Annotated in this window: 36 protein-coding genes and 1 pseudogene; 2 read left to right on the plus strand and 35 right to left on the minus strand. The window is 61.7% G+C overall.

Going from position 1 to position 23,992, the window contains the following annotated elements; genetic code table 11:
* The 3 genes and pseudogenes from U5798_RS34655 to U5798_RS34665 form a co-directional block, all read right to left on the minus strand.
* A pseudogene (locus tag U5798_RS34655) lies at positions 1-163 on the minus strand (c-type cytochrome biogenesis protein CcsB); the annotation flags it as partial.
* A 4-nt stretch (positions 164-167) separates the two neighbouring features.
* A complete protein-coding gene (locus U5798_RS34660; protein WP_322084663.1) occupies positions 168-2,384 on the minus strand; it encodes a cytochrome c biogenesis protein ResB in 2,217 nt (738 codons plus the stop codon).
* A gap of 216 nt (positions 2,385-2,600) precedes the next feature.
* Positions 2,601-3,254 (minus strand): c-type cytochrome, encoded by a 654-nt coding sequence (locus U5798_RS34665; RefSeq protein WP_322084664.1) that lies wholly within the window; start codon positions 3,252-3,254, stop codon positions 2,601-2,603.
* 214 nt (positions 3,255-3,468) lie between these two features.
* Here U5798_RS34665 and yihA point away from each other — a divergent pair, with 214 nt between their 5' ends.
* Both yihA and hemB read left to right on the plus strand, forming a co-directional pair.
* Complete coding sequence (gene yihA, locus U5798_RS34670; protein WP_322084665.1) at positions 3,469-4,128, plus strand: ribosome biogenesis GTP-binding protein YihA/YsxC; 660 nt, start codon at positions 3,469-3,471, stop codon at positions 4,126-4,128.
* A 252-nt stretch (positions 4,129-4,380) separates the two neighbouring features.
* On the plus strand, positions 4,381-5,379 hold the full coding sequence (hemB, locus tag U5798_RS34675; RefSeq protein ID WP_124456897.1) for a porphobilinogen synthase: 999 nt from the start codon (positions 4,381-4,383) through the stop codon (positions 5,377-5,379).
* Positions 5,380-5,484: 105 nt separating this feature from the next.
* Here the strand turns inward: hemB and dsbD are convergent, their stop codons facing one another.
* The 32 genes from dsbD to tuf form a co-directional block, all read right to left on the minus strand.
* A complete protein-coding gene (gene dsbD / locus U5798_RS34680) occupies positions 5,485-7,338 on the minus strand; it encodes a protein-disulfide reductase DsbD (protein ID WP_322084666.1) in 1,854 nt (617 codons plus the stop codon).
* Complete coding sequence (cutA, locus tag U5798_RS34685; protein ID WP_034189858.1) at positions 7,331-7,657, minus strand: divalent-cation tolerance protein CutA; 327 nt, start codon at positions 7,655-7,657, stop codon at positions 7,331-7,333. The genes dsbD and cutA overlap by 8 nt, the downstream gene beginning before the upstream one ends.
* Positions 7,658-7,858: 201 nt before the next feature.
* Complete coding sequence (rplQ, locus tag U5798_RS34690; RefSeq protein WP_006477175.1) at positions 7,859-8,254, minus strand: 50S ribosomal protein L17; 396 nt, start codon at positions 8,252-8,254, stop codon at positions 7,859-7,861.
* Positions 8,255-8,392: 138 nt separating this feature from the next.
* Positions 8,393-9,370: a DNA-directed RNA polymerase subunit alpha gene (locus U5798_RS34695; protein ID WP_006477176.1), complete on the minus strand. Its 978-nt coding sequence runs from the start codon at positions 9,368-9,370 to the stop codon at positions 8,393-8,395.
* 124 nt (positions 9,371-9,494) lie between these two features.
* Positions 9,495-10,118 carry a 30S ribosomal protein S4 gene (rpsD, locus tag U5798_RS34700; protein ID WP_047899585.1) on the minus strand — a complete coding sequence of 208 codons (624 nt, stop codon included), beginning with the start codon at positions 10,116-10,118 and terminating at the stop codon, positions 9,495-9,497.
* 154 nt (positions 10,119-10,272) lie between these two features.
* Positions 10,273-10,674 (minus strand): 30S ribosomal protein S11, encoded by a 402-nt coding sequence (gene rpsK, locus U5798_RS34705; RefSeq protein WP_004197937.1) that lies wholly within the window; start codon positions 10,672-10,674, stop codon positions 10,273-10,275.
* A 28-nt stretch (positions 10,675-10,702) separates the two neighbouring features.
* Positions 10,703-11,068: a 30S ribosomal protein S13 gene (rpsM, locus tag U5798_RS34710; protein ID WP_006477178.1), complete on the minus strand. Its 366-nt coding sequence runs from the start codon at positions 11,066-11,068 to the stop codon at positions 10,703-10,705.
* A gap of 38 nt (positions 11,069-11,106) precedes the next feature.
* The gene (gene rpmJ / locus U5798_RS34715; RefSeq protein WP_004199844.1) at positions 11,107-11,223 is read right to left on the minus strand and encodes a 50S ribosomal protein L36; all 117 of its coding nucleotides are present in this window, start codon (positions 11,221-11,223) and stop codon (positions 11,107-11,109) included.
* A 20-nt stretch (positions 11,224-11,243) separates the two neighbouring features.
* Positions 11,244-11,462 (minus strand): translation initiation factor IF-1, encoded by a 219-nt coding sequence (gene infA, locus U5798_RS34720; RefSeq protein ID WP_004521905.1) that lies wholly within the window; start codon positions 11,460-11,462, stop codon positions 11,244-11,246.
* 7 nt (positions 11,463-11,469) lie between these two features.
* A complete protein-coding gene (secY, locus tag U5798_RS34725) occupies positions 11,470-12,819 on the minus strand; it encodes a preprotein translocase subunit SecY (protein WP_006482915.1) in 1,350 nt (449 codons plus the stop codon).
* 42 nt (positions 12,820-12,861) lie between these two features.
* Positions 12,862-13,296 (minus strand): 50S ribosomal protein L15, encoded by a 435-nt coding sequence (rplO, locus tag U5798_RS34730; protein ID WP_006482880.1) that lies wholly within the window; start codon positions 13,294-13,296, stop codon positions 12,862-12,864.
* 26 nt (positions 13,297-13,322) lie between these two features.
* The gene (gene rpmD, locus U5798_RS34735; protein WP_006400644.1) at positions 13,323-13,505 is read right to left on the minus strand and encodes a 50S ribosomal protein L30; all 183 of its coding nucleotides are present in this window, start codon (positions 13,503-13,505) and stop codon (positions 13,323-13,325) included.
* Between the two features lie 15 nt (positions 13,506-13,520).
* Entirely contained in the window at positions 13,521-14,039 is a 519-nt protein-coding gene (gene rpsE, locus U5798_RS34740; protein WP_006752931.1) for a 30S ribosomal protein S5, read from the minus strand.
* A gap of 14 nt (positions 14,040-14,053) precedes the next feature.
* Positions 14,054-14,419 carry a 50S ribosomal protein L18 gene (gene rplR, locus U5798_RS34745; protein ID WP_006477183.1) on the minus strand — a complete coding sequence of 122 codons (366 nt, stop codon included), beginning with the start codon at positions 14,417-14,419 and terminating at the stop codon, positions 14,054-14,056.
* A 12-nt stretch (positions 14,420-14,431) separates the two neighbouring features.
* Positions 14,432-14,962, minus strand: a complete 531-nt coding sequence (gene rplF, locus U5798_RS34750; RefSeq protein WP_006477184.1) for a 50S ribosomal protein L6 — start codon at positions 14,960-14,962, stop codon at positions 14,432-14,434.
* A gap of 18 nt (positions 14,963-14,980) precedes the next feature.
* Positions 14,981-15,376, minus strand: a complete 396-nt coding sequence (gene rpsH / locus U5798_RS34755) for a 30S ribosomal protein S8 (RefSeq protein WP_006477185.1) — start codon at positions 15,374-15,376, stop codon at positions 14,981-14,983.
* Positions 15,377-15,390: 14 nt separating this feature from the next.
* Positions 15,391-15,696 (minus strand): 30S ribosomal protein S14, encoded by a 306-nt coding sequence (gene rpsN, locus U5798_RS34760; protein WP_006482884.1) that lies wholly within the window; start codon positions 15,694-15,696, stop codon positions 15,391-15,393.
* Between the two features lie 7 nt (positions 15,697-15,703).
* Positions 15,704-16,243 (minus strand): 50S ribosomal protein L5, encoded by a 540-nt coding sequence (rplE, locus tag U5798_RS34765; protein WP_006477186.1) that lies wholly within the window; start codon positions 16,241-16,243, stop codon positions 15,704-15,706.
* Between the two features lie 16 nt (positions 16,244-16,259).
* Positions 16,260-16,568, minus strand: a complete 309-nt coding sequence (gene rplX, locus U5798_RS34770; protein ID WP_006477187.1) for a 50S ribosomal protein L24 — start codon at positions 16,566-16,568, stop codon at positions 16,260-16,262.
* 9 nt (positions 16,569-16,577) lie between these two features.
* Positions 16,578-16,946: a 50S ribosomal protein L14 gene (rplN, locus tag U5798_RS34775; RefSeq protein WP_006752929.1), complete on the minus strand. Its 369-nt coding sequence runs from the start codon at positions 16,944-16,946 to the stop codon at positions 16,578-16,580.
* A gap of 309 nt (positions 16,947-17,255) precedes the next feature.
* Entirely contained in the window at positions 17,256-17,528 is a 273-nt protein-coding gene (rpsQ, locus tag U5798_RS34780) for a 30S ribosomal protein S17 (protein ID WP_006752928.1), read from the minus strand.
* Positions 17,525-17,719, minus strand: coding sequence for a 50S ribosomal protein L29 (gene rpmC / locus U5798_RS34785; RefSeq protein ID WP_006400652.1), 195 nt, complete (start codon positions 17,717-17,719; stop codon positions 17,525-17,527). Before rpmC ends, rpsQ begins: the two co-directional genes overlap by 4 nt.
* A 9-nt stretch (positions 17,720-17,728) precedes the next feature.
* On the minus strand, positions 17,729-18,145 hold the full coding sequence (gene rplP / locus U5798_RS34790; protein WP_006752927.1) for a 50S ribosomal protein L16: 417 nt from the start codon (positions 18,143-18,145) through the stop codon (positions 17,729-17,731).
* A gap of 2 nt (positions 18,146-18,147) precedes the next feature.
* Complete coding sequence (gene rpsC / locus U5798_RS34795) at positions 18,148-18,948, minus strand: 30S ribosomal protein S3 (RefSeq protein ID WP_006482899.1); 801 nt, start codon at positions 18,946-18,948, stop codon at positions 18,148-18,150.
* Between the two features lie 11 nt (positions 18,949-18,959).
* Complete coding sequence (rplV, locus tag U5798_RS34800) at positions 18,960-19,289, minus strand: 50S ribosomal protein L22 (protein WP_004199272.1); 330 nt, start codon at positions 19,287-19,289, stop codon at positions 18,960-18,962.
* Between the two features lie 12 nt (positions 19,290-19,301).
* Positions 19,302-19,577 (minus strand): 30S ribosomal protein S19, encoded by a 276-nt coding sequence (gene rpsS / locus U5798_RS34805; RefSeq protein ID WP_004199273.1) that lies wholly within the window; start codon positions 19,575-19,577, stop codon positions 19,302-19,304.
* A gap of 10 nt (positions 19,578-19,587) precedes the next feature.
* The gene (gene rplB, locus U5798_RS34810; protein ID WP_124456899.1) at positions 19,588-20,415 is read right to left on the minus strand and encodes a 50S ribosomal protein L2; all 828 of its coding nucleotides are present in this window, start codon (positions 20,413-20,415) and stop codon (positions 19,588-19,590) included.
* A 2-nt stretch (positions 20,416-20,417) separates the two neighbouring features.
* Complete coding sequence (gene rplW, locus U5798_RS34815; RefSeq protein WP_004199275.1) at positions 20,418-20,732, minus strand: 50S ribosomal protein L23; 315 nt, start codon at positions 20,730-20,732, stop codon at positions 20,418-20,420.
* Entirely contained in the window at positions 20,729-21,349 is a 621-nt protein-coding gene (gene rplD, locus U5798_RS34820) for a 50S ribosomal protein L4 (RefSeq protein WP_011350675.1), read from the minus strand. The genes rplW and rplD overlap by 4 nt, the downstream gene beginning before the upstream one ends.
* Positions 21,349-21,999 carry a 50S ribosomal protein L3 gene (rplC, locus tag U5798_RS34825; RefSeq protein WP_006482922.1) on the minus strand — a complete coding sequence of 217 codons (651 nt, stop codon included), beginning with the start codon at positions 21,997-21,999 and terminating at the stop codon, positions 21,349-21,351. Before rplC ends, rplD begins: the two co-directional genes overlap by 1 nt.
* 178 nt (positions 22,000-22,177) lie before the next feature.
* Positions 22,178-22,489, minus strand: a complete 312-nt coding sequence (gene rpsJ / locus U5798_RS34830) for a 30S ribosomal protein S10 (RefSeq protein WP_004199280.1) — start codon at positions 22,487-22,489, stop codon at positions 22,178-22,180.
* 287 nt (positions 22,490-22,776) lie between these two features.
* Positions 22,777-23,967 (minus strand): elongation factor Tu, encoded by a 1,191-nt coding sequence (gene tuf / locus U5798_RS34835; RefSeq protein ID WP_011350666.1) that lies wholly within the window; start codon positions 23,965-23,967, stop codon positions 22,777-22,779.
* Positions 23,968-23,992: the final 25 nt, after the last annotated feature.

Consider the following 23,992-nt stretch of genomic DNA (forward strand, 5'->3'; position numbering starts at 1 on the left):
TGTAGTGCACGAGCGCATAGCCCGCGCCCGCCACGAGCGCCAGTGCGAACAGCCAGTCGAACAGCGACAGGCGCGCGAGGAACGGACGCTCGTCGAACAACGGCGACGAAACCGGCGCCTGGGCCGACGCCGCACGGGAAGAGGAAACTTGCGTGAGATCCATGATGTTACCGGGTGGAATTCTCGGAATCGGAACCGCTGCCGGCAGGCGGGCGGGCCGTCGAAGCCGCACCTGCGGGTGCGGCGTCGCGAGGTGCGGCGCGCAAGGCGACGCCGGCCGCGTCGCGCGTCTGCACGAATTCTTTCTCGAAATCGAAGGTCTTGCGGGCCGTGGACATTGCCATCACCACATTGACGCCCGAACCGGCGTCCTTCAGCCAGAACCAGAGGCGCCGCTCGCGCACGTAGAACATCGAGAAGATGCCGGCGACCAGCAGCAGGCTGCCAAGATACACCAGATTCTTGCCGGGCGCGCGCGTCAACTGAAATACCGAAGCTTGCACCTGCTTGAAGGAGTCAAGCTGCAAATAGACCGGCGATCCATACAAAAAGCTGTCGGATAGCGCATTGATCGCGTTCTGCACGAAGCGGATCGTTTCGGCGCCCTGCTGGGCGGCCGGCTCGCCGGCGCGCTCGCGCGCGATCTGCCAAACTTCCCACATCGAGCCTTCGAGCATGCGCAGCAGTAGGCTCGCCGCCTTCTCCTGCTCGGCCTTCGGCACCGAGCGGTCGATGAACGTCGCCACCGCCTGGAAGCCGCCGACCGGCTGGCCGTCGGCGCCGCGGCCGACGCTGTCGTCGCTCGCGGCAAAAAGGGTCAGCACCTTCGATGCACTGTCCTGCAGGCGGGGGCGCAGCGACGCGTCTGTGCCCGGCAGCGAACGCTGCGCGAAGCGCGCGGCGGCCTCGACGCGTACGGCCGGATCCTGCAGCGCGGCGCGCAGGCGCATCCATTCGCCGATCGAATCCTGGCTGTCGGCCGGGATCCGCATGTAGCGGAACGGATCGTTCGGACTCGCGCGCACGCCGGCGAGGAACACGCGCTCGCCGTTCATGTCGACGGGCAGCATGTAGTTGTTGAATTCGCGCGCCTGGCCGTCCTTGCCGCGGATCTTGTACTGCACCGACGGGCCGATGTTGTGGAGCTGCGTCGGCTTCGACGTCTTCGCGCCCGAGCCGAGCCGCTCGTCGAACGCTTCCTTCAGCGAGCTCGTCGTCGCGACGCCGCGCACGTCCGGCTTGCCGTTCGCGTCGGCCATGTTCTCGACGTTGATCGCACGGAAATCGGAGAACTCAATCGTGTCGCCGTCGGCGCCCGGCACCTGCAGCGGCGCCGAACTGCCGATCGTGCCCTTCACGGGGACGGTCGTCGCATTACCGCCCGTCATCGGGTAGGCCGTCATCTGCATCTGCGAGCCGCCGTCCTGGAAGCTCGACTGGTAGATCGACACGCCCTTGTACGTGAACGGCTTGTTGACCTCGACGCGCGCCGGGATCTTCCTGCCGGTCTCGCGATCGATCACGACGATGTCGCTCGCGAACAGCTTCGGCATGCCCGTCGTGTAGTAGTCGACGATGAACTTGTCGAGCTGGATCGAGAACGGCAGGTCCTGGATCAGCGAGCCGCTCGGCTGGTTCAGGATCGCGGTCGACACGAACTGGCCCTCGGGCACCCACGCGTAGCCGCGGAACGTCGGGTTCGACGCGGACAGGCGATGGTCGGGCGAGATCTCGCTGATCGTCGCGCTCGTGTTGACCGGGCTCTTGCCGAACATCCACATCTGGAATTTGATCGGCAGGTTGCTGTCGAGCAGGCCGCCGATACAGATCACGACGATCGCGAGGTGGGCGGAGATGTAGCCCCACTTGGTCATCGCGCCGCGCTTCGCGGAGATCAGCGTCGCGCCGTCGGTTTCTCGCACGACGTGCTTGTAGCCGGCCTTGGTGACGAACGCGGCGAGCGTCGCCGCGACGGTCGCACGCGTGCCGGAAGCCGCGTACTCGGCCTTGTGATGGAACGCGCGCAGGCTGCCTTCGCGGACTTTGTCCTTCCAGCTCTTCGCATCGGCGAGCATCTTCGGCGCGTTGCGGATCACGCACAGCGAGATCGACACGACGAGGAAGATCAGGATCAGCATGAACCACCACGCGCTGTACACGGTGTACAGGCTGAGCGAGCGGAAGATGTCCGCCCAGAACGGCCCGAACTGGTTCACGTAGTTCGGATACGGATCGTCCTGGGTCAGGACCGTGCCGATGATGCTCGCGATCGACAGCACTACCAGCAGCGCAATGGCGAAGCGCATCGAGCTCAGCAGCTCGACCGCTCGCTTCGACGCACCCTGACCCGACTTCGACTGCAACCCCGACGTGGTAACGCTCATTCAAACTCCGACTAAGGGGAAACAGCCCCCGCACTCACTATATTCGTTCGGGGGGCGCAGCCCCCCATCGCCTGCAAGCCTCTTCATCCCGGCTCGCCCCGGCGAGTGCCAACAAAAAAGGGCAAGGCGGCCGCAACGGTGCGGCGCCCCACCCTTTTCTTGTTCTGACTCCGGCCGCCCTTGGGGCGACCGGTCATGCCATTCGCGACCGGTTGGTCAACGCAGGCCCGCGATGTAATCCGCGACGGCCTTGATCTCGTTGTCCGACAGGCGCGTGGCGATCTGATGCATCGCCTCGTTGTTGTTGCGCGCGCCGGCACCCTGCTGGAACGCGGTCAACTGCGCGACCGTGTAATCGGCCCACTGCCCCGACAGACGCGGATACTGGACCGGCATCCCCTGGCCCGTCGGCCCGTGGCAGCTCGCGCAGGCAGGGACGCCCTTCTCCGCGATGCCGCCGCGATAGATCTTCTGGCCGACCGGCACGGTCGCCGCATCGCGTGCGGTACCGAGCTTCGTCGTCTGCGACCCGTAGTACGCGGCGACGTTGCGCATGTCGTCCGCGCTCAGCGCGCTCGCGAATCCGACCATCACCGCGTTGTTGCGCACCGGCCCCCTCGCGCCCGGCTGCGCCTTGAAGTCGTTCAACTGCTTGACCAGATATTCGGGATGCTGGCCGGCCAGCTTCGGGAAACTGCCCGACGCGCTATTGCCGTCGGCGCCGTGACACGACGCGCAGACCTGCCCGGCAATCGCCTTGCCGCGATCGAGATCCGGCTTTGCCGCATCCGCCGCGTTTGCCTCCGCTACGAAACCTACGAACCCTGCTGCAACCTGAAGCACCATCAGAGACTTGCACAGTCGATTCATTCGCACACCCTGTTTCGTCTTGTGGGAATTTGAGGTTCTGCAAAAAACGACGGCGACCAGTCTACCGCAGAAGCCACATAAAAGCGCGAGGCAGGCGCCGCGTGGCCTTCGGTAAAACCGCCGTATTGTACAATATCGTGTTGAAAGCTCCCGCGCCTATCGGGGCTACCCCGCCTCCACCAAGCGGCTCGCGCCGCCCGTCCTTCCGGTTCCCATGGCCTTTCTGCTCCATCAAGCCCGCTTCTACACGACCGTCAACCATCTGCGCGACCTGCCGCCGACGGTCCAGCCGGAAATCGCGTTCGCGGGCCGCTCGAATGCCGGCAAGTCGACGGCGATCAACGTGCTGTGCAACCAGAAGCGGCTGGCCTTCGCGTCGAAGACGCCCGGCCGCACGCAGCACATCAACTACTTCTCCGTCGGCCCGGCCGCCGAGCCCGTCGCGAACCTCGTCGACCTGCCCGGCTACGGCTACGCGGAAGTGCCCGGCGCCGCCAAGGCGCACTGGGAGATGCTGCTGTCGTCCTACCTCGCGACGCGTTCGCAGCTCTGCGGCCTGATCCTGATGATGGATTCACGCCGTCCGCTGACCGACCTCGATCGCCGCATGATCGAGTGGTTCGCGCCGACCGGCAAGCCGATCCATACCCTGCTGACCAAGTGCGACAAATTGACGCGCCAGGAAAGCATCAATGCGCTGCGGACCACGCAAAAGGGGCTCGATGCGTATCGCGACCAAGGCGTCCAGGGAAAGCTGACGGTCCAGTTGTTCTCCGCGCTGAAGCGCACGGGGCTGGATGAAGCGCACGAGCTGATCGAGAGCTGGCTGCGGCCGTCGGTCGCCGACGAAAAAAGCGAGCCTGGAGCACAATGATCGGGCAACGCGCGGCCGGGATCGGCGGCGCGCACCTGACGGCGCCTGCGGATTCGGCCGGCTCATAAAAAAACCCGCCGTTGAACGGCGGGTCAAACAGCCTAATCGAAAAACGACAGGCACCCGCTCAGGGAGGAGAAGCGGGGAGTTGCACGCGAGGCGTGCCGCTCGATCGCTATCATATACCAACGCTCCCAAAAATCACCTAAGGGTTCCGTAAGGTCTTACCGCCCTGATTTCTGCCAAATCGCCATGAGCTTCCATCCGCTTCATCGTCCGCGCCGGATGCGCCGAGACGACTTCTCCCGCCGCCTGATGCGCGAAAACCGCCTGACCACCGACGACCTGATCTATCCGGTGTTCGTCGTCGAAGGCACCAACCAGCGGCAGCCAGTGCCGTCGATGCCCGGCGTCGAGCGCGTATCGGTCGATCTGCTGATGCACGTCGCCGAACAATGCGTCGAACTCGGCGTGCCCGTGCTGTCGCTGTTCCCGGCGATCGACCCGTCGGTGAAGACGCCCGACGGCCGCGAGGCAGCCAATCCGGAAGGCCTGATTCCGCGCGCGGTGCGCGAGCTGAAGAAGCGCTTCCCCGAGCTCGGCGTGTTGACCGACGTCGCACTCGATCCGTACACGAGCCACGGCCAGGACGGCGTGCTCGACGAGAACGGCTACGTGATCAACGACGACACGATCGAGATCCTGATCGATCAGGCGCGCGCGCAGGCAGAAGCCGGCGTCGACATCGTCGCGCCGTCGGACATGATGGACGGCCGTATCGGCGCGATTCGAGAAATGCTGGAAAGCGACGGCCACATCCACACGCGGATCATGGCCTACTCGGCGAAGTTCGCGTCGGCATTCTACGGTCCGTTCCGTGACGCGGTCGGCTCGGCATCCAACCTGGGCAAGGGCAACAAGATGACCTACCAGATGGACCCGGCGAACAGCGACGAAGCGCTGCGCGAAGTGCGCCTCGACATCGACGAAGGCGCCGACATGGTGATGGTCAAGCCCGGCATGCCGTATCTCGACATCGTGCGCCGCGTGAAGGACGAATTCCGCTTCCCGACCTACGTGTACCAGGTCAGCGGCGAATACGCGATGCTGAAGGCCGCTGCGATGAACGGCTGGCTCGACCACGACAAGGTCGTGCTCGAATCGCTGCTCGCGTTCAAGCGGGCGGGCGCCGACGGCGTGCTCACGTACTTCGCGCTCGACGCCGCGCGCCTGCTGAAAGCGCAGCGCTGATCGCGCGCCGGCAGGCTCGAACGCAAAACGGCGGGACACCTCGGTGTTCCGCCGTTTTTACGTTTACCGCCGATCGGGGTCGTCTAGCCCCGGGCCTTCGTCAGCTCATACCGTCGGGACGGCAGCGCGATCGAGGCTGCGCAGGAACGTCTCGGCCGCCTGGTAGCCGACGACGCGCCCGATCTCGTTGCCGCTGCGATCGAAGAAGATGATGCCCGGCGGCCCGAACAGGTTGAAGCGCTTGAGCAGCGCCTGGTCGTCCGGATTGTTCGCCGTGACGTCCGCGCGCACGAGGTGAAGCTTCGCGAGGCGCGCCTGCACACGGGCATCGGTGAACGTCAGGTGCTCCATCTCCTTGCAGCTCACACACCAGTCGGCGTAGAAATCGAGCATCACGGGCTGGCCCGACGTCTTCAGCAGCGTGTCGAGCTCACCGCTCGAGCGCACCGCTGCAAACGCAGGGCCGTCCTGCGCGCCGGCTGTGCCGGCCGTCCCAGCCCCGCCGGCGGCCACCGTGCGCGCGGCCAGCACGGCCAGCGGCTTCACGGGATCCGTCGAGCCGGCAGCCAGGCCGACGAGCAGTGTCGCGGCCCAGATCGTGAGCGCGGCACCCACGCCTCGGCCCAGGCGGCGCCAGATCGAAGCGGCGCCGGCATTCGGCGTGAACAGGCCGAGCGCCGCGGCGGCGATCAGCAGCCACAGTGCGGCGAGCACCATCTTCAGGCCGCCCGCCAGCACCGGCCACACGATCCACAGCGCGGCCGCGAGCAGCACGATGCCGAAGAACACCTTCACGCCGTCCATCCATGCGCCTGCGCGCGGCAGGACTGTCCCGGCACCGACGCCGACGACCAGCAGCGGTACGCCGAGCCCCAACCCCATTGCGAACAGCGCCGCACCGCCGAGCAGTGCATTGCCGGTATGCGCGATGAAGGCGAGCACCGCGAACAGCGGCGCCGTCATGCATGCGCCGACGACCAGCGCGGACAACGCACCCATCGCCGCGACCGCGACGAAGTGGCCGCCCTGGCGCGTGCTCGATGCTTCGGCCGCGCCGTTTTGCCAGCGTGCCGGCAACGCGATGTCCTTGCCTGAGATCAGCGACACCGCGAACGCGGTCAGCAGCACGCCGAACGCGCCGAGCACCCACGGGTTCTGCAGCCACGCGCCGAGGCTCTGGCCGACCAGCGCCGCGGCGATGCCGAGCACCGTGTAGACGAGCGCCATGCCGACCACATAGGTCAGCGACAGTGCGAAACCGCGTGCATGGGTCGCGCGCGTGCCCTGGCCGATGATGATCGCGGACACGATCGGAATCATCGGGTACGAGCAGGGCAGGAGGCTCAGCACGACGCCCGCGACGAAATACAGCGCGATGATCGTGAAGAAGCCGTGCCCTTCGAGCAGCGACTGCGCGAAATCGGCGCTCGTGACCTTGTCGAACCAGCTGCCCGCGGCTGCCGTGTCGCCGCCGGACGACGTTGCGGCGCCGAGCGCGGCGCCGTCGACCTTCATCACGTGCTCGGCCGGCGGATAGCAGATCCCTTCGTCCGCGCACCCCTGCGACGTCACCGCGAGCTCGAACGGCCCGGCCGCCTGCTTCACCGGCACGTGGATGATGACTTCGTCGCGATAGGTCTCGACGTTCTTCTGGAACGTCTGGTCGAACTTCACGTGACCGGCCGGGAATTGCGGTTCGCCGAGCGTCGCCTGCCCGCTCTTCACCGCGAACGCGAACCGCTCGCGGTACATGTAGTAGCCGTTGGCGACCTTGAAGCGAACGTCCACCTGTCCCGGCGATTCGCTCGCGCTGAATTTGAACGCGACCGACGGATCGAGGAAATCGTCGGCCGCGCGCGCGACCGACAGGCCGCCCAGCAGCATGACCGCGAACGACACCAGGACTGCAAGGAACCGCAGCGCGCGCACGCACACGGAAAGCGCCATACCGTTAAACATGAAATAGACGTTGAGTTTCGCTGGTCACCCACTGGCCGTACGCGGCCGATGCCGTCGTTTGCCACGAGACGATTTCGGGCGTCTCGTACGGATGATGCGCGAGAATAAATCGCTCCAGTTCGAGCGCCCGCACGGGGCTCGTCTTGAACAGCAACTGGATCTCGTCGGCCGTTTCGACCTTGCCCTGCCAGTGATAACGCGACTTGATCGCACCGAGCTCGGACACGCACGCGGCCAGCCGCGCGTCGAGCGCACCGTCGGACAGCGCCGCGGCCGTCGCCGCATCCGGCACCGTCGTCAACATCAGCACCACTATCATCCGCGCCCTCCTGGCTGGTCTGGCGGCTCCTGCCGGCGCGGATCGCCTATCCTCGGATCACACCGGCTGCCCGTATCGTAGCGCAGCCCGCGCAATGCTGCCGGCGCCGGCCTGCGACAATCGATCGCAGCCGGCGTCTCAAAAACAAAAAGGGCCAAGCAATCGCTCGGCCCTTTTCAGATACTGCAGCGTACCGGAAGCTTACTCGGCTTCTTGCACGTTTTCCGTTTCGTCGACTTCCGGACGGTCGAGCAGTTCGACCAGTGCCATCGGTGCGTTGTCGCCCACGCGGAAGCCGAACTTCAGCACGCGCAGGTAGCCGCCCGGACGGTTCGCGAAACGCGGACCGAGGACGTCGAACAGCTTCGCGACCGAGTCACGATCGCGCAGGCGGTTGAACGCCAGGCGACGGTTTGCCAGCGACGGCTTCTTGCCGAGCGTGATCAGCGGCTCGACGACTTTACGGAGTTCCTTCGCCTTCGGCAGCGTCGTCTTGATGACTTCGTGCTCGATCAGCGAGTTGGACATGTTACGGAGCATAGCCAGACGGTGGCTGCTCGTGCGGTTCAGTTTCCGCAGACCATGACGATGGCGCATTTCAGTTTCCTTGATTCAAAGTTTTGGTCCAGCTCTTCTATCGCACCTCAGAGGGTGCACGGGCCGGTAACGAAAAAAAGCAAGATGCGGATTTTAAAGGAAAATCCGCATCTTTGCCAACTACAGCAACAACCGGGCTTACTTGTCGAGACCAGCCGGCGGCCAGTTCTCGAGCTTCATGCCCAGCGTGAGACCGCGCGAAGCGAGCACTTCCTTGATCTCGTTGAGCGACTTGCGACCGAGGTTCGGCGTCTTCAGCAGCTCGTTTTCCGTGCGCTGGATCAGGTCGCCGATGTAGTAGATGTTCTCGGCCTTCAGGCAGTTCGCCGAACGAACCGTCAGTTCGAGATCGTCCACCGGACGCAGCAGGATCGGGTCGATCTGCGGAGCACGCGACGGCGCTTCGGCTGCCGTTTCCGTGCCTTCCAGCGCCGCGAACACGGACAGCTGGTCGACCAGGATGCGGGCCGATTGACGGATCGCTTCTTCCGGCGTGATCACACCGCTCGTCTCGATGTTCATCACGAGCTTGTCGAGGTCGGTACGCTGCTCGACACGTGCGCTTTCGACAGCGTAGCTCACGCGGCGAACCGGCGAGAACGATGCGTCGAGGACGATGCGGCCGATGATCTTGGCCGTGTCTTCGCCGTAGCGACGGACGTTGCCGGGCACATAGCCGCGACCCTTTTCGATCTTGATCTGAACGTCGAGCTTGCCGCCCTTCGACAGGTGCGCAATCACGTGATTCGGGTTGATGACTTCGCAATCGTGGGCCAGCTCGATATCGCCGGCCGTGACAACGCCTTCACCTTCCTTGCGCAGCGTAACCGTCACTTCGTCACGGTTATGCAGCTTGAACACCACGCCCTTCAGGTTCAGCAGCAGGTTGACGACGTCTTCCTGCACGCCATCCAGCGTCGAGTACTCGTGCACCACGCCTGCGATCGTGACTTCGGTCGGCGCGTAGCCAACCATCGACGACAGCAGCACGCGGCGAAGCGCATTGCCCAAGGTATGGCCGTAACCGCGTTCGAACGGTTCCATGACCACCCTCGCGTGGTTCTCGCCCAGCGATTCCACGGCGATGATCTTGGGTTTCAGCAAACTGGTTTGCATGGGCTTTCCTTTTCAATACCCTCGGCTCGTTACACCGATAAGGCTGACCGGTAACAACCAGAAAATAAACAGCCGAGGCCCCTCCTTGCGCAACGCAATCGGGGTACCTCGGCCGTCAATCGGATTAACGCGAATACAATTCGACGATCAGGCTTTCGTTGATGTCGCCTGCGATCTCGACGCGTTCCGGCATTTGCTTGAACGTGCCTTCGAACTTCTTCGCATCGACTGCAACCCAGCTCGGCATGCCGCCTTGCTCGGCCAGCGACAGCGCTTCGACGATACGCGCTTGCTTCTTCGCCTTTTCGCGGATCGCGACGACGTCACCTGCCTTCACTTGCTGCGACGGGACGTTTGCGACGACGCCGTTCACGGTGATCGACTTGTGGCTCACCAGCTGACGCGCTTCAGCGCGGGTCGAACCGAAGCCCATGCGATACACGACGTTGTCGAGGCGCGACTCGAGCAGTTGCAGCAGGTTTTCACCCGTGTTGCCCTTGCGGCGATCGGCTTCGGCGAAGTAGCGGCGGAACTGACGCTCCAGCACGCCGTAGATGCGCTTGACCTTCTGCTTTTCACGCAGCTGCGTACCGTAGTCGGACGTACGTGCGCCCGAGGTACGGCCGTGCTGACCCGGCTTGCTGTCGAGCTTGCACTTGTCGGCGAGCGAGCGGCGTGCGCTCTTCAGGAACAGGTCGGTGCCTTCACGGCGGGACAGCTTGGCTTTGGGGCCGATATAACGTGCCACTTTGCATTCCTTTATCAATCAGTCACGCGGATCGAAATCCGCGCTAGTCCGCTCCCTTTGGGGCGAACGGTGGGCTTAGTCAATCAAAAAAGCAACGCCCGTCGACGCTGAGCGGCGACAGGCAATGCGCTAGCACGAACGTGCCAGCACATCCTTAGATACGACGACGCTTCGGCGGGCGGCAGCCGTTGTGCGGAATCGGGGTGACGTCCGAAATCGCGGTGATCTTGATGCCGAGGCCGTGCAGTGCGCGCACTGCCGACTCACGACCCGGGCCCGGGCCCTTGATCCGCACTTCCAGATTCTTCACACCGTATTCCATCGCGACGCGGCCAGCCGACTCGGCTGCGACCTGGGCAGCGAACGGCGTCGATTTGCGCGAGCCCTTGAAGCCCTGACCGCCCGACGTCGCCCATGCCAGCGCGTTGCCTTGGCGATCGGTGATCGTGATGATCGTGTTGTTGAACGACGCGTGAACGTGAACCACGCCTTCAGCGACGTTCTTCTTAACCTTTTTGCGAACGCGTTGCGCCGCGGTATTCGAAGCCTTAGCCATTACGTTTTCCTGTAACTGTCAGTTCCGCTTACTTCTTCAGCGCTTGCGCTGCACGACGCGGACCCTTACGGGTACGTGCGTTCGTACGCGTACGCTGACCGCGCATCGGCAGGCCCTTGCGATGACGGACGCCACGGTAGCAACCGAGGTCCATCAGACGCTTGATGTTCATCGTCACTTCACGGCGCAGATCGCCTTCGACGACAAACTTGCCCACTTCTTCACGCAGCTTTTCCAGGTCTGCGTCGGTCAGATCCTTGACCTTCTTCGAAAAATCGACGCCAGCTGCCACGCAGATGCTGCGCGAACGGGTGCGGCCGACACCAAAGATAGCCGTCAGGCCAATCTCGGTGTGCTGGTGATTCGGGATGTTAACCCCTGCGATACGAGCCATTGTTTTTCCTCAAACAAAAAGCGCAAACAAACGCGCGGTCAGCCTTGGCGCTGCTTGTGGCGCGGATCCGAGCTGCAGATCACGCGAACGACGCCTTTGCGCTTGATGATCTTGCAATTGCGGCAAATGCGCTTAACCGATGCCATCACTTTCATGATAATACCCTTTTTTCAAATCACTTCGCCCGGAACACGATCCGCGCACGAGACAGATCGTAAGGCGTCAACTCAACCGTCACCTTGTCGCCCGGCAGGATGCGGATGTAGTGCATCCGCATCTTTCCGGAAATATGCCCCAACACGACATGGCCGTTTTCCAGCTTCACACGGAAGGTCGCATTCGGGAGGTTTTCAATCACCTCGCCCTGCATCTGGATTACATCGTCTTTGGCCATAGTCCTTTCAACGCATCGGGATGTTGCCGCCCTTGAAGTTTGCCTTCTTGAGCAGTGACTCATACTGTTGCGACATAACGTACGACTGCACCTGCGCCATAAAGTCCATCGTGACGACGACAATGATCAGCAGCGACGTTCCACCAAAATAAAACGGCACGTTCCAGCGCAGCACCAGAAATTCCGGCAGCAGACACACGAAGACGATGTAGATCGCACCGGCCAGCGTCAGACGCGTGAGGATGCGGTCGATATATCGTGCGGTCTGATCGCCCGGACGGATGCCCGGAACAAACGCGCCGCTCTTCTTCAGGTTGTCCGCGGTTTCCCTGCTGTTGAACACCAGTGCGGTGTAGAAGAAGCAGAAAAACACGATCGCCAGCGTGTACAGCAGCACATAGACCGGCTGGCCCGGCTTCAGCGCTTCCGCTACGTTATGCAACGTATTGGAAATCCAGCTTCCCGTCGGCTGACCGGTACTGAACCAGCCGAGAATCGTTGCCGGGAACAGAATGATCGACGATGCAAAGATCGGCGGAATCACGCCCGACATGTTCAACTTCAGCGGCAGATGCGACGACTGCCCACCGTAGATCTTGTTGCCGACCTGGCGTTTCGCGTAGTTCACGAGGATCTTGCGCTGACCGCGTTCGATGAACACGACCAGGTAAGTCACCGCGGCAATCAGGACGACGATGATGATCGCCGAAATGATGCTCATCGAACCCGTACGCACCAGCTCGAACAACCCACCCACGGCATTCGGGAACCCTGCTGCGATCCCGCCGAAGATGATGATCGAGATACCGTTGCCCAGACCACGCTCGGTAATCTGCTCGCCGAGCCACATCAGGAACATCGTACCGGTAACCAGCGTCACGACCGTCGTCAGACGGAACAGCATGCCGGGATCGGTGACGAGGCCAGGCTGGTTTTCCAGCGCAGCCGCGATACCGAACGCCTGGAAGGTCGCGAGCACCACGGTGAAATACCGCGTGTACTGCGTGATCTTCCGTTGCCCTGCCTGCCCTTCCTTCTTCAGCGCCTCGAGTTGCGGCGATACGATCGCCAGCAACTGCATGATGATCGACGCCGAGATGTACGGCATGATCCCCAGCGCAAAGATCGTGAAGCGGGAAAGCGCGCCACCCGAGAACATGTTGAACATGCCAAGGATGCCGCCCGCCTGGCTCTGGAACAGCTTAGCCAGTTGATCCGGATCGATGCCCGGCACGGGAATGTGCGCGCCGATGCGATAGACGATCAGCGCCAGGAGCAGGAACATCGCTCGCCGGCGCAGATCGCCGAATTTCGCCGTGCTTCGACCGGGTTTTGCAAGACTCGGGCTGTTAGCCAAGTACCTTCTCCGATGAATGCAAGTGACGACGCGCTACGCGTGTCACTCGGCGAACGAACCGCCAGCCGCTTCGATCGCAGCGCGCGCACCCTTGGTGGCACCGAGACCCTTCACGACGATCTTGCGCTTCAGTTCGCCCGTCGCGATGATCTTTGCGCTCTTCGTCAGCTCGCCGACCAGGCCGGCTTGCTTCAGTGCGAGCAGATCGATCTCGTCGACCGGCAGCTTCTCGAGGTCGCCCAGGCGCACTTCACCGACGAATTCCTTCGTCAGCGACGTGAAGCCGCGCTTCGGCAGACGACGTTGCAGCGGCATCTGACCGCCTTCGAAACCGACTTTGTGGAAGCCGCCCGAACGCGATTTCTGACCCTTGTGACCACGGCCAGCCGTCTTGCCGAGGCCCGAACCGATGCCACGACCGACGCGACGCTTGGCGTGCTTGGCGCCAGCGGCCGGCTTCAGGTTATTCAATTCCATATCAACTCCTTGATCCGTAGGGCCGCTTACGCGATGACCTTAACGAGGTACGAGACCTTGTTGATCATGCCGCGGACCGCCGGCGTGTCCTGGAGCTCGCTGACCGAGTTGAGTCGGCGCAGGCCCAGGCCACGCACGGTCGCGCGGTGCGATTCGCGGGTCCCGATCAGGCTCTTAACGAGCTGAACCTTGACAGTTTTTTCAGACATGGTGACCACCCGGGCTTAGCCCAAAATATCTTCGACGGACTTGCCGCGCTTCGCCGCGATGTCTGCCGGGGTGGACTGCTTGCGCAGGCCGTCCAGCGTGGCGCGAACGAGGTTGTACGGGTTCGTCGAACCGTGGCTCTTTGCCACGACGTTCTGAACGCCCATCACGTCGAACACTGCGCGCATCGGGCCGCCAGCGATCACGCCCGTACCTGCCTTCGCCGGAGCGAGGAGGACAGCGGATGCGCCGTGCTTGCCGTGCACTTCGTGTTGCAGCGTGCCGTTCTTGAGCGGCACCTTGAACATGTTGCGGCGAGCTTGTTCCATTGCCTTCTGGACAGCGACCGGCACTTCCTTCGCCTTGCCCTTGCCCATACCGATGCGGCCATCACCGTCGCCAACCACGGTCAGTGCGGCGAAGCCGAGAATACGGCCACCCTTCACGACCTTGGTCACGCGATTGACCGAAATCATCTTTTCACGAAGGCCGTCGTCGCGCTCGTCAGCCTGAACTTTCGCTTGCATCTTTGCCATGACGAATTCCTTCCTTAGAACTTGAGCCCAGCTTCGCGAGCTGCCTCAGCCAGCGCCTTGACGCGGCCGTGGTAGCGGAAGCCCGAGCGGTCGAAGGCGACGGATTCGATGCCGGCAGCCTTTGCCTTTTCGGCAATACGCTTGCCGATCAGCGTCGCGGCATTGACGTTGCCGCCCTTGCCCGACTTGTCGGCCAGTTCTGCGCGCACTTCTGCCTCGAGCGTCGATGCGCTAGCGAGCACCTTGGTGCCGCACGGCGAGAACACTTGAGCGTAGATGTGCGTGTTCGTGCGATGCACGGCGAGACGCGCGACCTGCAGCTCAGCGATCTTGATACGCGTCTGGCGAGCGCGGCGCAGGCGAGATTGAGTCTTATCCATGATTGCGCACCCTTACTTCTTCTTCGTTTCTTTGAGGATCACAACCTCGTCGGCATAGCGCACGCCCTTGCCCTTGTAGGGCTCCGGCGGACGGTAACCGCGGACTTCCGCAGCCACTTGACCGACTTGTTGCTTGTTGATCCCCTTGATCACGATTTCGGTTTGCGTCGGGGTTTCAGCCTTGACGCCTTCCGGCATCTGGTGCACCACCGGGTGCGAGAAACCCAGCGACAGATTCAGCTTGTCGCCTTGCGCTTGCGCACGGTAACCGACGCCAACCAGCGTCAGCTTGCGCTCGAAACCCTTGGTCACGCCGTGCACGGCATTCGCGATGATCGCGCGCATCGTGCCCGACAGTGCATTTGCTTCGCGGCTTTCGTCGACCGGCGACAGATTCAGCGTGCCGTCGTTGTTCGCCACGTTCACGAGCGGATTGATCGCTTGCGTGATGGTGCCCAGCGGACCCTTGACGGTGATAGCACCGTCGGCCAGCTTGACTTCCGCGCCTTGCAGCGCGATCGGGCTCTTACCTACTCGAGACATGTTTCTCTCTCCTCGGCTTTAAGCGACGTAGCAGATGACTTCGCCGCCGACGCCGGTAGCGCGCGCCTTGCGGTCGGTCATCACGCCCTTCGGCGTCGACACGATAGCCACGCCGAGGCCGTTCATGACCTGCGGAATGTCGTTACGGCCGCGGTACACGCGCAGACCAGGCTTCGACACGCGCTCGAGGCGTTCGATGACCGGGCGACCTGCGTAGTACTTCAGCGCGATATTCAGTTCGGACTTCGCACCTTCCGCCTTCACGGCGAAATCGTCGATATAACCTTCGTCCTTGAGGACTTGCGCGATTGCAACCTTGACCTTCGACGAGGGCATCGCAACCGATACCTTCTCGACCATCTGCGCGTTGCGGATGCGAGTCAGCATATCGGCGATAGGATCACTCATGCTCATTTACGTTTCTCCTATTACCAGCTCGCCTTGGTCAGGCCAGGAATCTCGCCACGGAATGCGATTTCACGAATCTTGTTACGCGCGAGGCCGAATTTACGGAACGTGCCACGCGGACGGCCCGTGATCGCGCAGCGGTTACGCTGGCGGGTCGGGTTTGCGTTGCGGGGCAGTTGCTGCAGCTCAAGGCGTGCTTCGTAGCGCTCTTCTTCCGACTTGCTTTGGTCTTCGACGATCGCCTTCAGCGCTTCGCGCTTTGCTGCGAACTTCGCGACCAGGCGGGCGCGCTTCTTTTCACGTTCGATCAGTGCCAGTTTAGCCACGGTAACCTCAGTTTCTGAACGGGAACTTGAAGCTGGCGAGCAGAGCCTTTGCTTCGTCGTCGGTCTTCGCAGTCGTCGTGATGCTGATGTTCAGCCCACGCAGTGCGTCGATCTTGTCGTAGTCGATTTCGGGGAAAATGATCTGCTCTTTCACACCGATGTTGTAGTTGCCACGGCCATCGAAAGCACGACCCGACACACCGCGGAAATCTCGCACGCGGGGCAGGGCAACCGTCACGAAACGGTCGAGGAATTCGTACATCGCCTGGCCACGCAGCGTCACCATCGCGCCGATCGGGTAACCCTGGCGGATCTTGAAGCCTGCGATTGCCTTGCGAGCCTTCGTGACGACCGGCTTCTGGCCGGCGATCTTCGTGAGGTCGCCAACGGCGTTCTCGATGATCTTCTTGTCAGCGATCGCTTCGCCAAGACCCATGTTCAGCGTGATCTTGGTGATGCGCGGCACTTCCATGACCGACTTGTAACCGAACTTCTCGATCAGGCCGGGCACAACCTTTTCTTTGTAAAACTCTTGAAAACGAGCCATTTTTTACTCCGCTGCGTCAGGCGCTCAGTACGGCACCGGTCGTCTTCAGGAAGCGAACCTTCTTGCCTTCCTCGACCTTGATGCCAACACGCGACGCCTTGCCATTCGCGTCGACCAGTGCGACGTTCGAAATATGCAGGGGCATCGTCTTCGCTTCCACGCCGCCCGTCGTACCCTTCATCGGGTTCGGCTTCACATGCTTCTTGACGAGGTTGATACCTTCAACCGTCACATGTTCAGCACCGACAGCCAGCACGACGCCGCGCTTGCCCTTGTCCTTGCCAGTAACGACGATAACTTCGTCACCTTTGCGAATCTTGTTCATCGCGACTCCTTACAGCACTTCCGGCGCCAGCGAAACGATCTTCATGAATCGTTCGCTACGCAGCTCACGCGTCACCGGCCCGAAGATACGGGTGCCGATCGGCTCGAGCTTGTTATTCAAAAGCACAGCGGCGTTGCCGTCGAACTTGATCAGCGAGCCGTCTTGACGGCGCACGCCCTTGGCGGTGCGGACCACCACGGCGTTGTAAATTTCGCCTTTCTTCACGCGCCCGCGCGGCGTTGCCTCTTTGACGGTCACCTTGATGATGTCGCCAATGCCGGCATAACGACGCTTCGAGCCGCCGAGCACCTTGATGCACATGACTTCACGTGCACCCGTGTTGTCGGCTACTTCGAGCCGAGATTCGGTCTGGATCATGGTTTGTCTTTCCCAACTTAATCCGGATGCACCACCATGATGCATTCGGTCAGTCTTGGTCCCGTCAGCCAATCGGCTGCTTGGGTTGGAACAGCAGCGACGGCAAACGAAACCCGCCATCGCAATTCGGTGAATCTTTCGGACAGGCAGGCGCCAGTCCGCTTCCCCCACCAACTTCGCCCGCGACGGGGCTCCCATAAAGAGGGAAGACCAGGATTATAACAAATAATCCTGGTCACGCAAGCAAAAACTTTGCGATTTCAAGCACTTCGAGGAGAAGTGCCTGTTACTGCCTACTGCGCTGCCCGCTTAGATGACGCGAGCTGCTTCGACGAGGCGCGACACCGTCCAGGCCTTCGTCTTCGAAACAGGACGAGTTTCCTGGATTTCGACGAGATCGCCTTCGTTGCAGGTGTTCGCTTCATCATGCGCGTGGTACTTCTTCGAGCGCACGACATACTTGCCGTAGATCGGGTGCTTGACGCGGTGCTCGATCAGCACGGTGACGGTCTTGTCCATCTTGTTGCTGACGACCCGACCGACCAGCGTCCGCTTCAGCGAGGTTTTCACGCTATCGTTCATTTCTGGTTCGCCTTCTGAGTCATGACGGTCCGCACACGTGCGATGTCGCGACGAACCTTCTTCAGCTGGCTCGTGTTCGTGAGCTGCTGGGTCGCGAGTTGCATGCGCAGGCCGAATTGCGCCTTCAGCAGGTCCGCCAGCTCCTTGTTGAGCGCGGCCTGGTCTTTCTGGAGAAGTTCGGAAGCCTTCATGTTTTCTCCTTAGGCGCCGAGCTGGCGCACGATGAATGCCGTCTTCAGCGGCAGCTTGGCTGCAGCCAGACGGAACGCTTCGCGTGCCAGTTCTTCGGTTACGCCGTCCATTTCATAGAGCATCTTGCCCGGCTGAATCTCGGCGACGTAGTACTCCGGGTTACCCTTACCGTTACCCATACGCACTTCGGCCGGCTTCTGCGAAATCGGCTTGTCCGGGAAGATCCGGATCCAGATGCGGCCGCCACGCTTGATGTGACGCGTCATTGCACGACGTGCCGCTTCAATCTGGCGGGCGGTCAGACGACCGCGACCGATAGCCTTCAGGCCGAAGTCACCGAACGACACTGCGTTGCCGCGCGTCGCCTTGCCGGTGTTACGACCCTTCTGCTCTTTACGATACTTTCTGCGTTTCGGTTGCAGCATCGTTATTCTCCAGTCTTGCCGTCTTCGGGCTTGCCGGCGCCACGGCGCGGTGCGCCACGGCGAGCACCCGGAGCGCCGCCTTCGCCATCACGGCGCGGACGACGGTCGCCCGGACGCGCATTGCGACGCGGACGCTTGTCTTCGGCTACTTCTTCCACCACCGGTGCGTCGTTGCGGCCGAGCGTATCGCCCTTGTAGACCCACACCTTGACGCCGATGATCCCGTAAGTCGTCTTCGCTTCCGAAGTCGCGTAGTCGATATCAGCACGCAGCGTGTGAAGCGGCACGCGACCTTCGCGATACCACTCCGTACGAGCGATTTCGATACCGTTCAGACGGCCCGCGCTCATGATCTTGATGCCTTGAGCACCCAGACGCATCGCGTTCTGCATCGCACGCTTCATCGCGCGACGGAACATGATCCGGCGCTCGAGCTGTTGCGTGATCGAGTCAGCGATCAGCTGAGCATCGGTTTCCGGCTTGCGGATTTCTTCGATGTTGACGTGAACCGGAACGCCCATGCGGCGTTGCAGTTCCGTCTTCAGCTGCTCGATATCCTCGCCCTTCTTGCCGATGACCACACCCGGACGCGAGCTGTAAATCGTGATGCGCGCGTTCTTCGCCGGACGCTCGATGACGACCCGACCGACCGAAGCGTTCTTCAGCTTCTTCTTCAGGTATTCACGAACACCGATGTCTTCCTGCAGCATCGCCGCGAAATTGTTGTTGTTCGCGTACCAACGCGAAGCCCAATTGCGGCTGACAGCCAGGCGGAAGCCAGTCGGATGAATTTTCTGTCCCATCGTATGGCTCCTTAATTCCCGACCGTCACAGTGATGTGACAGGATTGCTTCTCGATGCGGTTACCGCGGCCCTTGGCGCGCGCGGTGAAACGCTTGAGCGATGCAGCCTTGTCGACGTAGATGCTCTTGATCTTGAGCTCGTCGATATCAGCGCCTTCGTTGTGCTCCGCATTCGCGATTGCCGACAGCACAACCTTCTTCACGATGCCAGCCGCCTTCTTCGGCGAGAACGTCAGAACGTTCAGCGCCTTGTCGACCGGCAAACCGCGGATCTGGTCAGCCACAAGGCGCGTTTTCTGCGCCGAGATGCGGGCACCGCGATGAATTGCTTTCACTTCCATCTTGATTGCCCCTTATTTCTTGGCCTTCTTGTCGGCTGCGTGACCCTTGAACGTACGGGTCAGTGCGAACTCGCCAAGCTTGTGGCCGACCATGTTTTCCGAGATGTACACCGGAACGTGTTGACGGCCGTTGTGAACAGCGATCGTCAGGCCGATGAAATCCGGCAGAATCGTCGAGCGACGCGACCAGGTCTTGATCGGCTTTTTGTCGCGCGAAGCTGCAGCCGCCTCAACTTTCTTCAGCAAATGGGCGTCGCAGAACGGACCTTTTTTAACAGAACGTGCCATTGCCTACTCCTTAACGCTTGTGACGGCGCTGGACGATCATCGTCGTCGTGCGCTTGTTGCTGCGGGTGCGGTAACCCTTAGCCGGCGTACCCCACGGGCTCACCGGATCGCGACCTGCAGCCGTCTTGCCCTCACCACCACCGTGCGGGTGATCAACCGGGTTCATCGCAACGCCACGCACCGTCGGGCGGATACCGCGCCAGCGGTTCGCGCCAGCCTTGCCGATCTGGCGCAGGCTATGCTCTTCGTTACCGACTTCACCGATCGTTGCACGGCACTCGATGTGCACGCGGCGGATTTCGCCCGAACGCAGACGAACCTGCGCGTAGACGCCTTCACGTGCCAGCAGCATGGCCGACGTGCCAGCCGAACGCGCCATTTGCGCGCCCTTGCCCGGCAGCATCTCGATGCAGTGGATCGTCGTACCGACCGGAATGTTGCGGATCGGCAGCGTGTTGCCTGCACGGATCGGCGCTTCCGAACCCGACATCAGCTGCTGGCCGACCGTCAGACCCTTCGGGGCGATGATGTAGCGACGCTCGCCGTCTGCGTAGAGCACCAGCGCGATGTTCGCGCTGCGGTTCGGGTCGTACTCGAGACGCTCGACCTTTGCCGGGATGCCATCCTTCGTGCGACGGAAATCGACGATACGGTAGTGCTGCTTGTGACCACCACCCTTGTGACGCGTGGTGATACGACCGTTGTTGTTACGGCCGGCGGTCGAGCTCTGCGTGTCGAGCAGTGCCGCGAACGGCTTGCCCTGGTGCAGGTTCTTGTTGACCACCTTGACCATCGCGCGGCGACCCGGCGATGTCGGCTTAACTTTAACGATTGCCATGATTACTTGGCCTCCGCTTCAAAGTTGATTTCCTGGCCGGGCTTCAGGCAGACGTATGCCTTCTTCACGTCCTTGCGGCGGCCCATCGAACGGCCAAAGCGCTTTTGCTTGCCCTTCTGAACCAGCACGTTGACGGAATCAACTTCAACCTTGAACAGCAGCTCGACAGCCGCCTTCACTTCCTGCTTCGTGGCATCCGGAGCGACTTCGAACACGACTTGCTCGTTCTTGTCGGCAACCAGCGTCGCCTTTTCCGAGATCACCGGTGCGAGCAGGACCTGCATCAAACGATGATCGTTCTTGCGAATCTCGCTCATGACAGCAACTCCTCGATCTGGGCGACCGCAGCCTTCGTGACCAGCACTTTCTTGAAGTAGATCAGCGACAGCGGGTCAGCGTAGCGCGGCTCGACAATCGCCACGTGCGGCAGGTTGCGCGAAGCCAGGTACAGGTTCTCGTCGACCGTATCCGTAATGATCAGGACGGAGTCGAGACCCATGGTCTTGAATTTTTCGGCCAGCAGCTTGGTCTTCGGCGCTTCGAGGATGATGTCCTCGACGACCGACAGACGGCCTTCACGGGCCAGCTGCGAGAAGATCGAGCAGAGACCTGCGCGATGCATCTTCTTGTTGACCTTGTGCGAGAAGTTTTCTTCCGGCGAATTCGGGAAGATACGACCACCGCCACGCCACAACGGGCTCGACGACATACCGGCACGAGCGCGGCCCGTACCCTTCTGGCGCCACGGCTTCTTCGTCGTGTGCTTGACTTGCTCACGGTCCTTCTGCGCGCGGTTACCCTGGCGAGCATTCGCCTGGTAAGCGACGACGACCTGGTGGATCAGCGCTTCGTTGTAGTCACGACCGAACACGACGTCCGATGCGTTGACCACTGCACCTTCCTGACCATTTTCGTTCAGGAGCTTGAGTTCCATTATTTCGCCCCCTTGGTCTTGACGGCCGGCGTCACGAAGACCTTGCCGCCCTTCGCGCCCGGAATCGCACCCTTCACGAGCAGCAGCTTGCGCTCTGCGTCGATACGAGCGATTTCGAGGTTCTGCACCGTCACCGTCACGTCACCCATGTGACCCGTCATGCGTTTACCCGGGAAAACACGACCCGGATCCTGCGCCATACCGATCGAGCCCGGCACGTTGTGCGAGCGCGAGTTACCGTGCGTGGCACGGCCGGAGGAGAAGTTGTAACGCTTGATCGTACCGGCGTAGCCCTTACCGATCGACACGCCTTGCACGTCGACCTTCTGGCCCACTTCGAAAAGATCAGCACCGACCACGGCACCATTCGACAGCTCAGCTGCCTTGGCCGCGTCAATGCGGAATTCCTTGAGGATTTCACCGGCTTCGACACCGGCTTTGGCGAGATGACCTGCCAGCGGCTTCGTCACGCGCGATGCACGACGGGAGCCGAATGCAACCTGCACGGCCGTGTAGCCGTCGGTTTCAACAGTCTTGATCTGCGTCACGCGGTTGTCCGACACGTCCAGCACGGTGACGGGAATCGAATCCCCTTCAGCCGTGAAGATACGGGTCATGCCAACCTTGCGACCTACGAGTCCAAGGCTCATCATTTTCTCCATTCCCGACTGCGATTGGTCGGGGCTGATTTACAAAATGCCGGGCACGCAAGGCCCAACTTTTTTACGCGAATACGCGAAAAGCCAAGCAGTATAGCCCGACTTCCCGATTTCCGCAAGCAATACAAAGACTTAGCACCGCCCGGCGAGCCGACCGGCGCTGGAAGCCTTACTGCAGCTTGATTTCCACGTCGACGCCAGCCGGCAGGTCGAGCTTCATCAGCGCGTCAACGGTCTTGTCCGTCGGGTCGACGATATCCATCAGGCGCTGGTGGGTGCGGATTTCGAGCTGATCGCGCGACGTCTTGTTGACGTGCGGCGAACGCAGGATGTCAAAACGCTGAATGCGCGTCGGCAGCGGTACCGGGCCACGGACGATTGCGCCAGTCCGCTTCGCGGTATCGACGATCTCGGCAGCCGATTGATCGATCAGACGATAGTCGAATGCCTTCAGGCGAATGCGGATTTTCTGTTGCTGCATGACGATTCCTTGAAAAGAGCGAGGCGATGTTGCATCGCCGGACACTAAAAGAACGTGAAACATGACGCCTGCGGGGAGCGAGACATCACGTTCCTGACGGTACTTCCACTGCTAAGCCCGCGATTCTACACGAAATTTCGAAACCGTGGCGTGCATTTCTCGGCCCGCGCAACGCGCCGCCGGAAAAACAAAACCGGGTGCCAGCGCAAGCTGGACACCCGGTTTCGACGGTACAACTGCATACCGCGGGAATCGCGGACCCCGCCGGGATCCGCGGATCGTCGATGTTACTCGATGATCTTGGCGACGACGCCGGCGCCGACGGTACGGCCGCCTTCGCGGATTGCGAAGCGCAGACCTTCTTCCATCGCGATCGGAGCGATCAGCTTCACCGTGATCGACACGTTGTCGCCCGGCATCACCATTTCCTTGTCCTTCGGCAGCTCGATCGAGCCCGTCACGTCCGTCGTACGGAAGTAGAACTGCGGACGGTAGTTGTTGAAGAACGGCGTGTGACGGCCGCCTTCGTCCTTGCTCAGCACGTACACTTCAGCCGTGAAGTGCGTGTGCGGCGTGATCGAACCCGGCTTCGCCAGAACCTGGCCACGCTCCACGTCTTCACGCTTCGTGCCGCGCAGCAGGATACCAACGTTGTCGCCTGCCTGACCTTGGTCCAGCAGCTTGCGGAACATTTCAACGCCCGTGCAGGTCGTCTTCACCGTCGGCTTGATACCGACGATTTCGATTTCCTCGCCGACCTTCACGATGCCGCGCTCGACACGACCCGTCACCACCGTACCACGGCCCGAGATCGAGAACACGTCTTCCACCGGCATCAGGAACGCGCCGTCAACTGCACGCTCCGGCGTCGGGATGTACGTGTCCAGCGCATCGGCCAGGCTCATGATCGCCACTTCGCCCAGCTCGCCCGTGTCGCCTTCCAGCGCCAGCTTTGCCGAACCCTTCACGATCGGCGTGTCGTCGCCCGGGAAGTCGTACTTCGACAGGAGTTCGCGAACTTCCATCTCGACCAGCTCGAGCAGTTCTGCGTCGTCCACCATGTCGCACTTGTTCAGGAACACGATGATGTACGGAACGCCAACCTGGCGCGCCAGCAGGATGTGCTCACGCGTCTGCGGCATCGGGCCGTCAGCTGCCGAGCAAACCAGGATCGCGCCGTCCATCTGCGCTGCGCCCGTGATCATGTTCTTCACATAGTCAGCGTGGCCCGGGCAGTCGACGTGTGCGTAGTGGCGGTTGGCCGTTTCGTACTCGACGTGTGCCGTGTTGATCGTGATGCCGCGCGCCTTTTCTTCCGGTGCCGCGTCGATCTGGTCGTATGCCTTCGCTTCGCCGCCGAACTTCTTCGTCAGAACCGTCGTGATCGCTGCCGTCAGCGTCGTCTTGCCGTGGTCAACGTGACCAATCGTACCAACGTTCACGTGCGGCTTGGTCCGCTCGAATTTACCTTTTGCCATGATTCTCTTCTTTCAAAAATTATCG

It is taken from the genome of Burkholderia sp. BCC1972 (genome assembly GCF_905339605.1).
In the GTDB taxonomy this organism is placed as follows: Bacteria; Pseudomonadota; Gammaproteobacteria; order Burkholderiales; family Burkholderiaceae; genus Burkholderia.

Bases quoted from the DNA above. Each gene is read 5' to 3' on its own strand.
- U5798_RS34660 (WP_322084663.1), bottom strand. From the start codon at position 2,384: ATGAGCGTTACCACGTCGGGGTTGCAGTCGAAGTCGGGTCAGGGTGCG.
- U5798_RS34665 (WP_322084664.1), bottom strand. From the start codon at position 3,254: ATGAATCGACTGTGCAAGTCTCTGATGGTGCTTCAGGTTGCAGCAGGG.
- yihA (WP_322084665.1), top strand. From the start codon at position 3,469: ATGGCCTTTCTGCTCCATCAAGCCCGCTTCTACACGACCGTCAACCAT.
- hemB (WP_124456897.1), top strand. From the start codon at position 4,381: ATGAGCTTCCATCCGCTTCATCGTCCGCGCCGGATGCGCCGAGACGAC.
- dsbD (WP_322084666.1), bottom strand. From the start codon at position 7,338: ATGTTTAACGGTATGGCGCTTTCCGTGTGCGTGCGCGCGCTGCGGTTC.
- cutA (WP_034189858.1), bottom strand. From the start codon at position 7,657: ATGATAGTGGTGCTGATGTTGACGACGGTGCCGGATGCGGCGACGGCC.
- rplQ (WP_006477175.1), bottom strand. From the start codon at position 8,254: ATGCGCCATCGTCATGGTCTGCGGAAACTGAACCGCACGAGCAGCCAC.
- U5798_RS34695 (WP_006477176.1), bottom strand. From the start codon at position 9,370: ATGCAAACCAGTTTGCTGAAACCCAAGATCATCGCCGTGGAATCGCTG.
- rpsK (WP_004197937.1), bottom strand. From the start codon at position 10,674: ATGGCTAAGGCTTCGAATACCGCGGCGCAACGCGTTCGCAAAAAGGTT.
- rpsM (WP_006477178.1), bottom strand. From the start codon at position 11,068: ATGGCTCGTATCGCAGGGGTTAACATCCCGAATCACCAGCACACCGAG.
- rpmJ (WP_004199844.1), bottom strand. From the start codon at position 11,223: ATGAAAGTGATGGCATCGGTTAAGCGCATTTGCCGCAATTGCAAGATC.
- infA (WP_004521905.1), bottom strand. From the start codon at position 11,462: ATGGCCAAAGACGATGTAATCCAGATGCAGGGCGAGGTGATTGAAAAC.
- rplO (WP_006482880.1), bottom strand. From the start codon at position 13,296: ATGGAATTGAATAACCTGAAGCCGGCCGCTGGCGCCAAGCACGCCAAG.
- rpmD (WP_006400644.1), bottom strand. From the start codon at position 13,505: ATGTCTGAAAAAACTGTCAAGGTTCAGCTCGTTAAGAGCCTGATCGGG.
- rpsE (WP_006752931.1), bottom strand. From the start codon at position 14,039: ATGGCAAAGATGCAAGCGAAAGTTCAGGCTGACGAGCGCGACGACGGC.
- rplR (WP_006477183.1), bottom strand. From the start codon at position 14,419: ATGGATAAGACTCAATCTCGCCTGCGCCGCGCTCGCCAGACGCGTATC.
- rplF (WP_006477184.1), bottom strand. From the start codon at position 14,962: ATGTCTCGAGTAGGTAAGAGCCCGATCGCGCTGCAAGGCGCGGAAGTC.
- rpsH (WP_006477185.1), bottom strand. From the start codon at position 15,376: ATGAGCATGAGTGATCCTATCGCCGATATGCTGACTCGCATCCGCAAC.
- rplE (WP_006477186.1), bottom strand. From the start codon at position 16,243: ATGGCTCGTTTTCAAGAGTTTTACAAAGAAAAGGTTGTGCCCGGCCTG.
- rplX (WP_006477187.1), bottom strand. From the start codon at position 16,568: ATGAACAAGATTCGCAAAGGTGACGAAGTTATCGTCGTTACTGGCAAG.
- rplN (WP_006752929.1), bottom strand. From the start codon at position 16,946: ATGATCCAGACCGAATCTCGGCTCGAAGTAGCCGACAACACGGGTGCA.
- rpsQ (WP_006752928.1), bottom strand. From the start codon at position 17,528: ATGAACGATAGCGTGAAAACCTCGCTGAAGCGGACGCTGGTCGGTCGG.
- rpmC (WP_006400652.1), bottom strand. From the start codon at position 17,719: ATGAAGGCTTCCGAACTTCTCCAGAAAGACCAGGCCGCGCTCAACAAG.
- rplP (WP_006752927.1), bottom strand. From the start codon at position 18,145: ATGCTGCAACCGAAACGCAGAAAGTATCGTAAAGAGCAGAAGGGTCGT.
- rpsC (WP_006482899.1), bottom strand. From the start codon at position 18,948: ATGGGACAGAAAATTCATCCGACTGGCTTCCGCCTGGCTGTCAGCCGC.
- rplV (WP_004199272.1), bottom strand. From the start codon at position 19,289: ATGGAAGTGAAAGCAATTCATCGCGGTGCCCGCATCTCGGCGCAGAAA.
- rpsS (WP_004199273.1), bottom strand. From the start codon at position 19,577: ATGGCACGTTCTGTTAAAAAAGGTCCGTTCTGCGACGCCCATTTGCTG.
- rplB (WP_124456899.1), bottom strand. From the start codon at position 20,415: ATGGCAATCGTTAAAGTTAAGCCGACATCGCCGGGTCGCCGCGCGATG.
- rplW (WP_004199275.1), bottom strand. From the start codon at position 20,732: ATGAGCGAGATTCGCAAGAACGATCATCGTTTGATGCAGGTCCTGCTC.
- rplD (WP_011350675.1), bottom strand. From the start codon at position 21,349: ATGGAACTCAAGCTCCTGAACGAAAATGGTCAGGAAGGTGCAGTGGTC.
- rplC (WP_006482922.1), bottom strand. From the start codon at position 21,999: ATGAGCCTTGGACTCGTAGGTCGCAAGGTTGGCATGACCCGTATCTTC.
- rpsJ (WP_004199280.1), bottom strand. From the start codon at position 22,489: ATGCAGCAACAGAAAATCCGCATTCGCCTGAAGGCATTCGACTATCGT.
- tuf (WP_011350666.1), bottom strand. From the start codon at position 23,967: ATGGCAAAAGGTAAATTCGAGCGGACCAAGCCGCACGTGAACGTTGGT.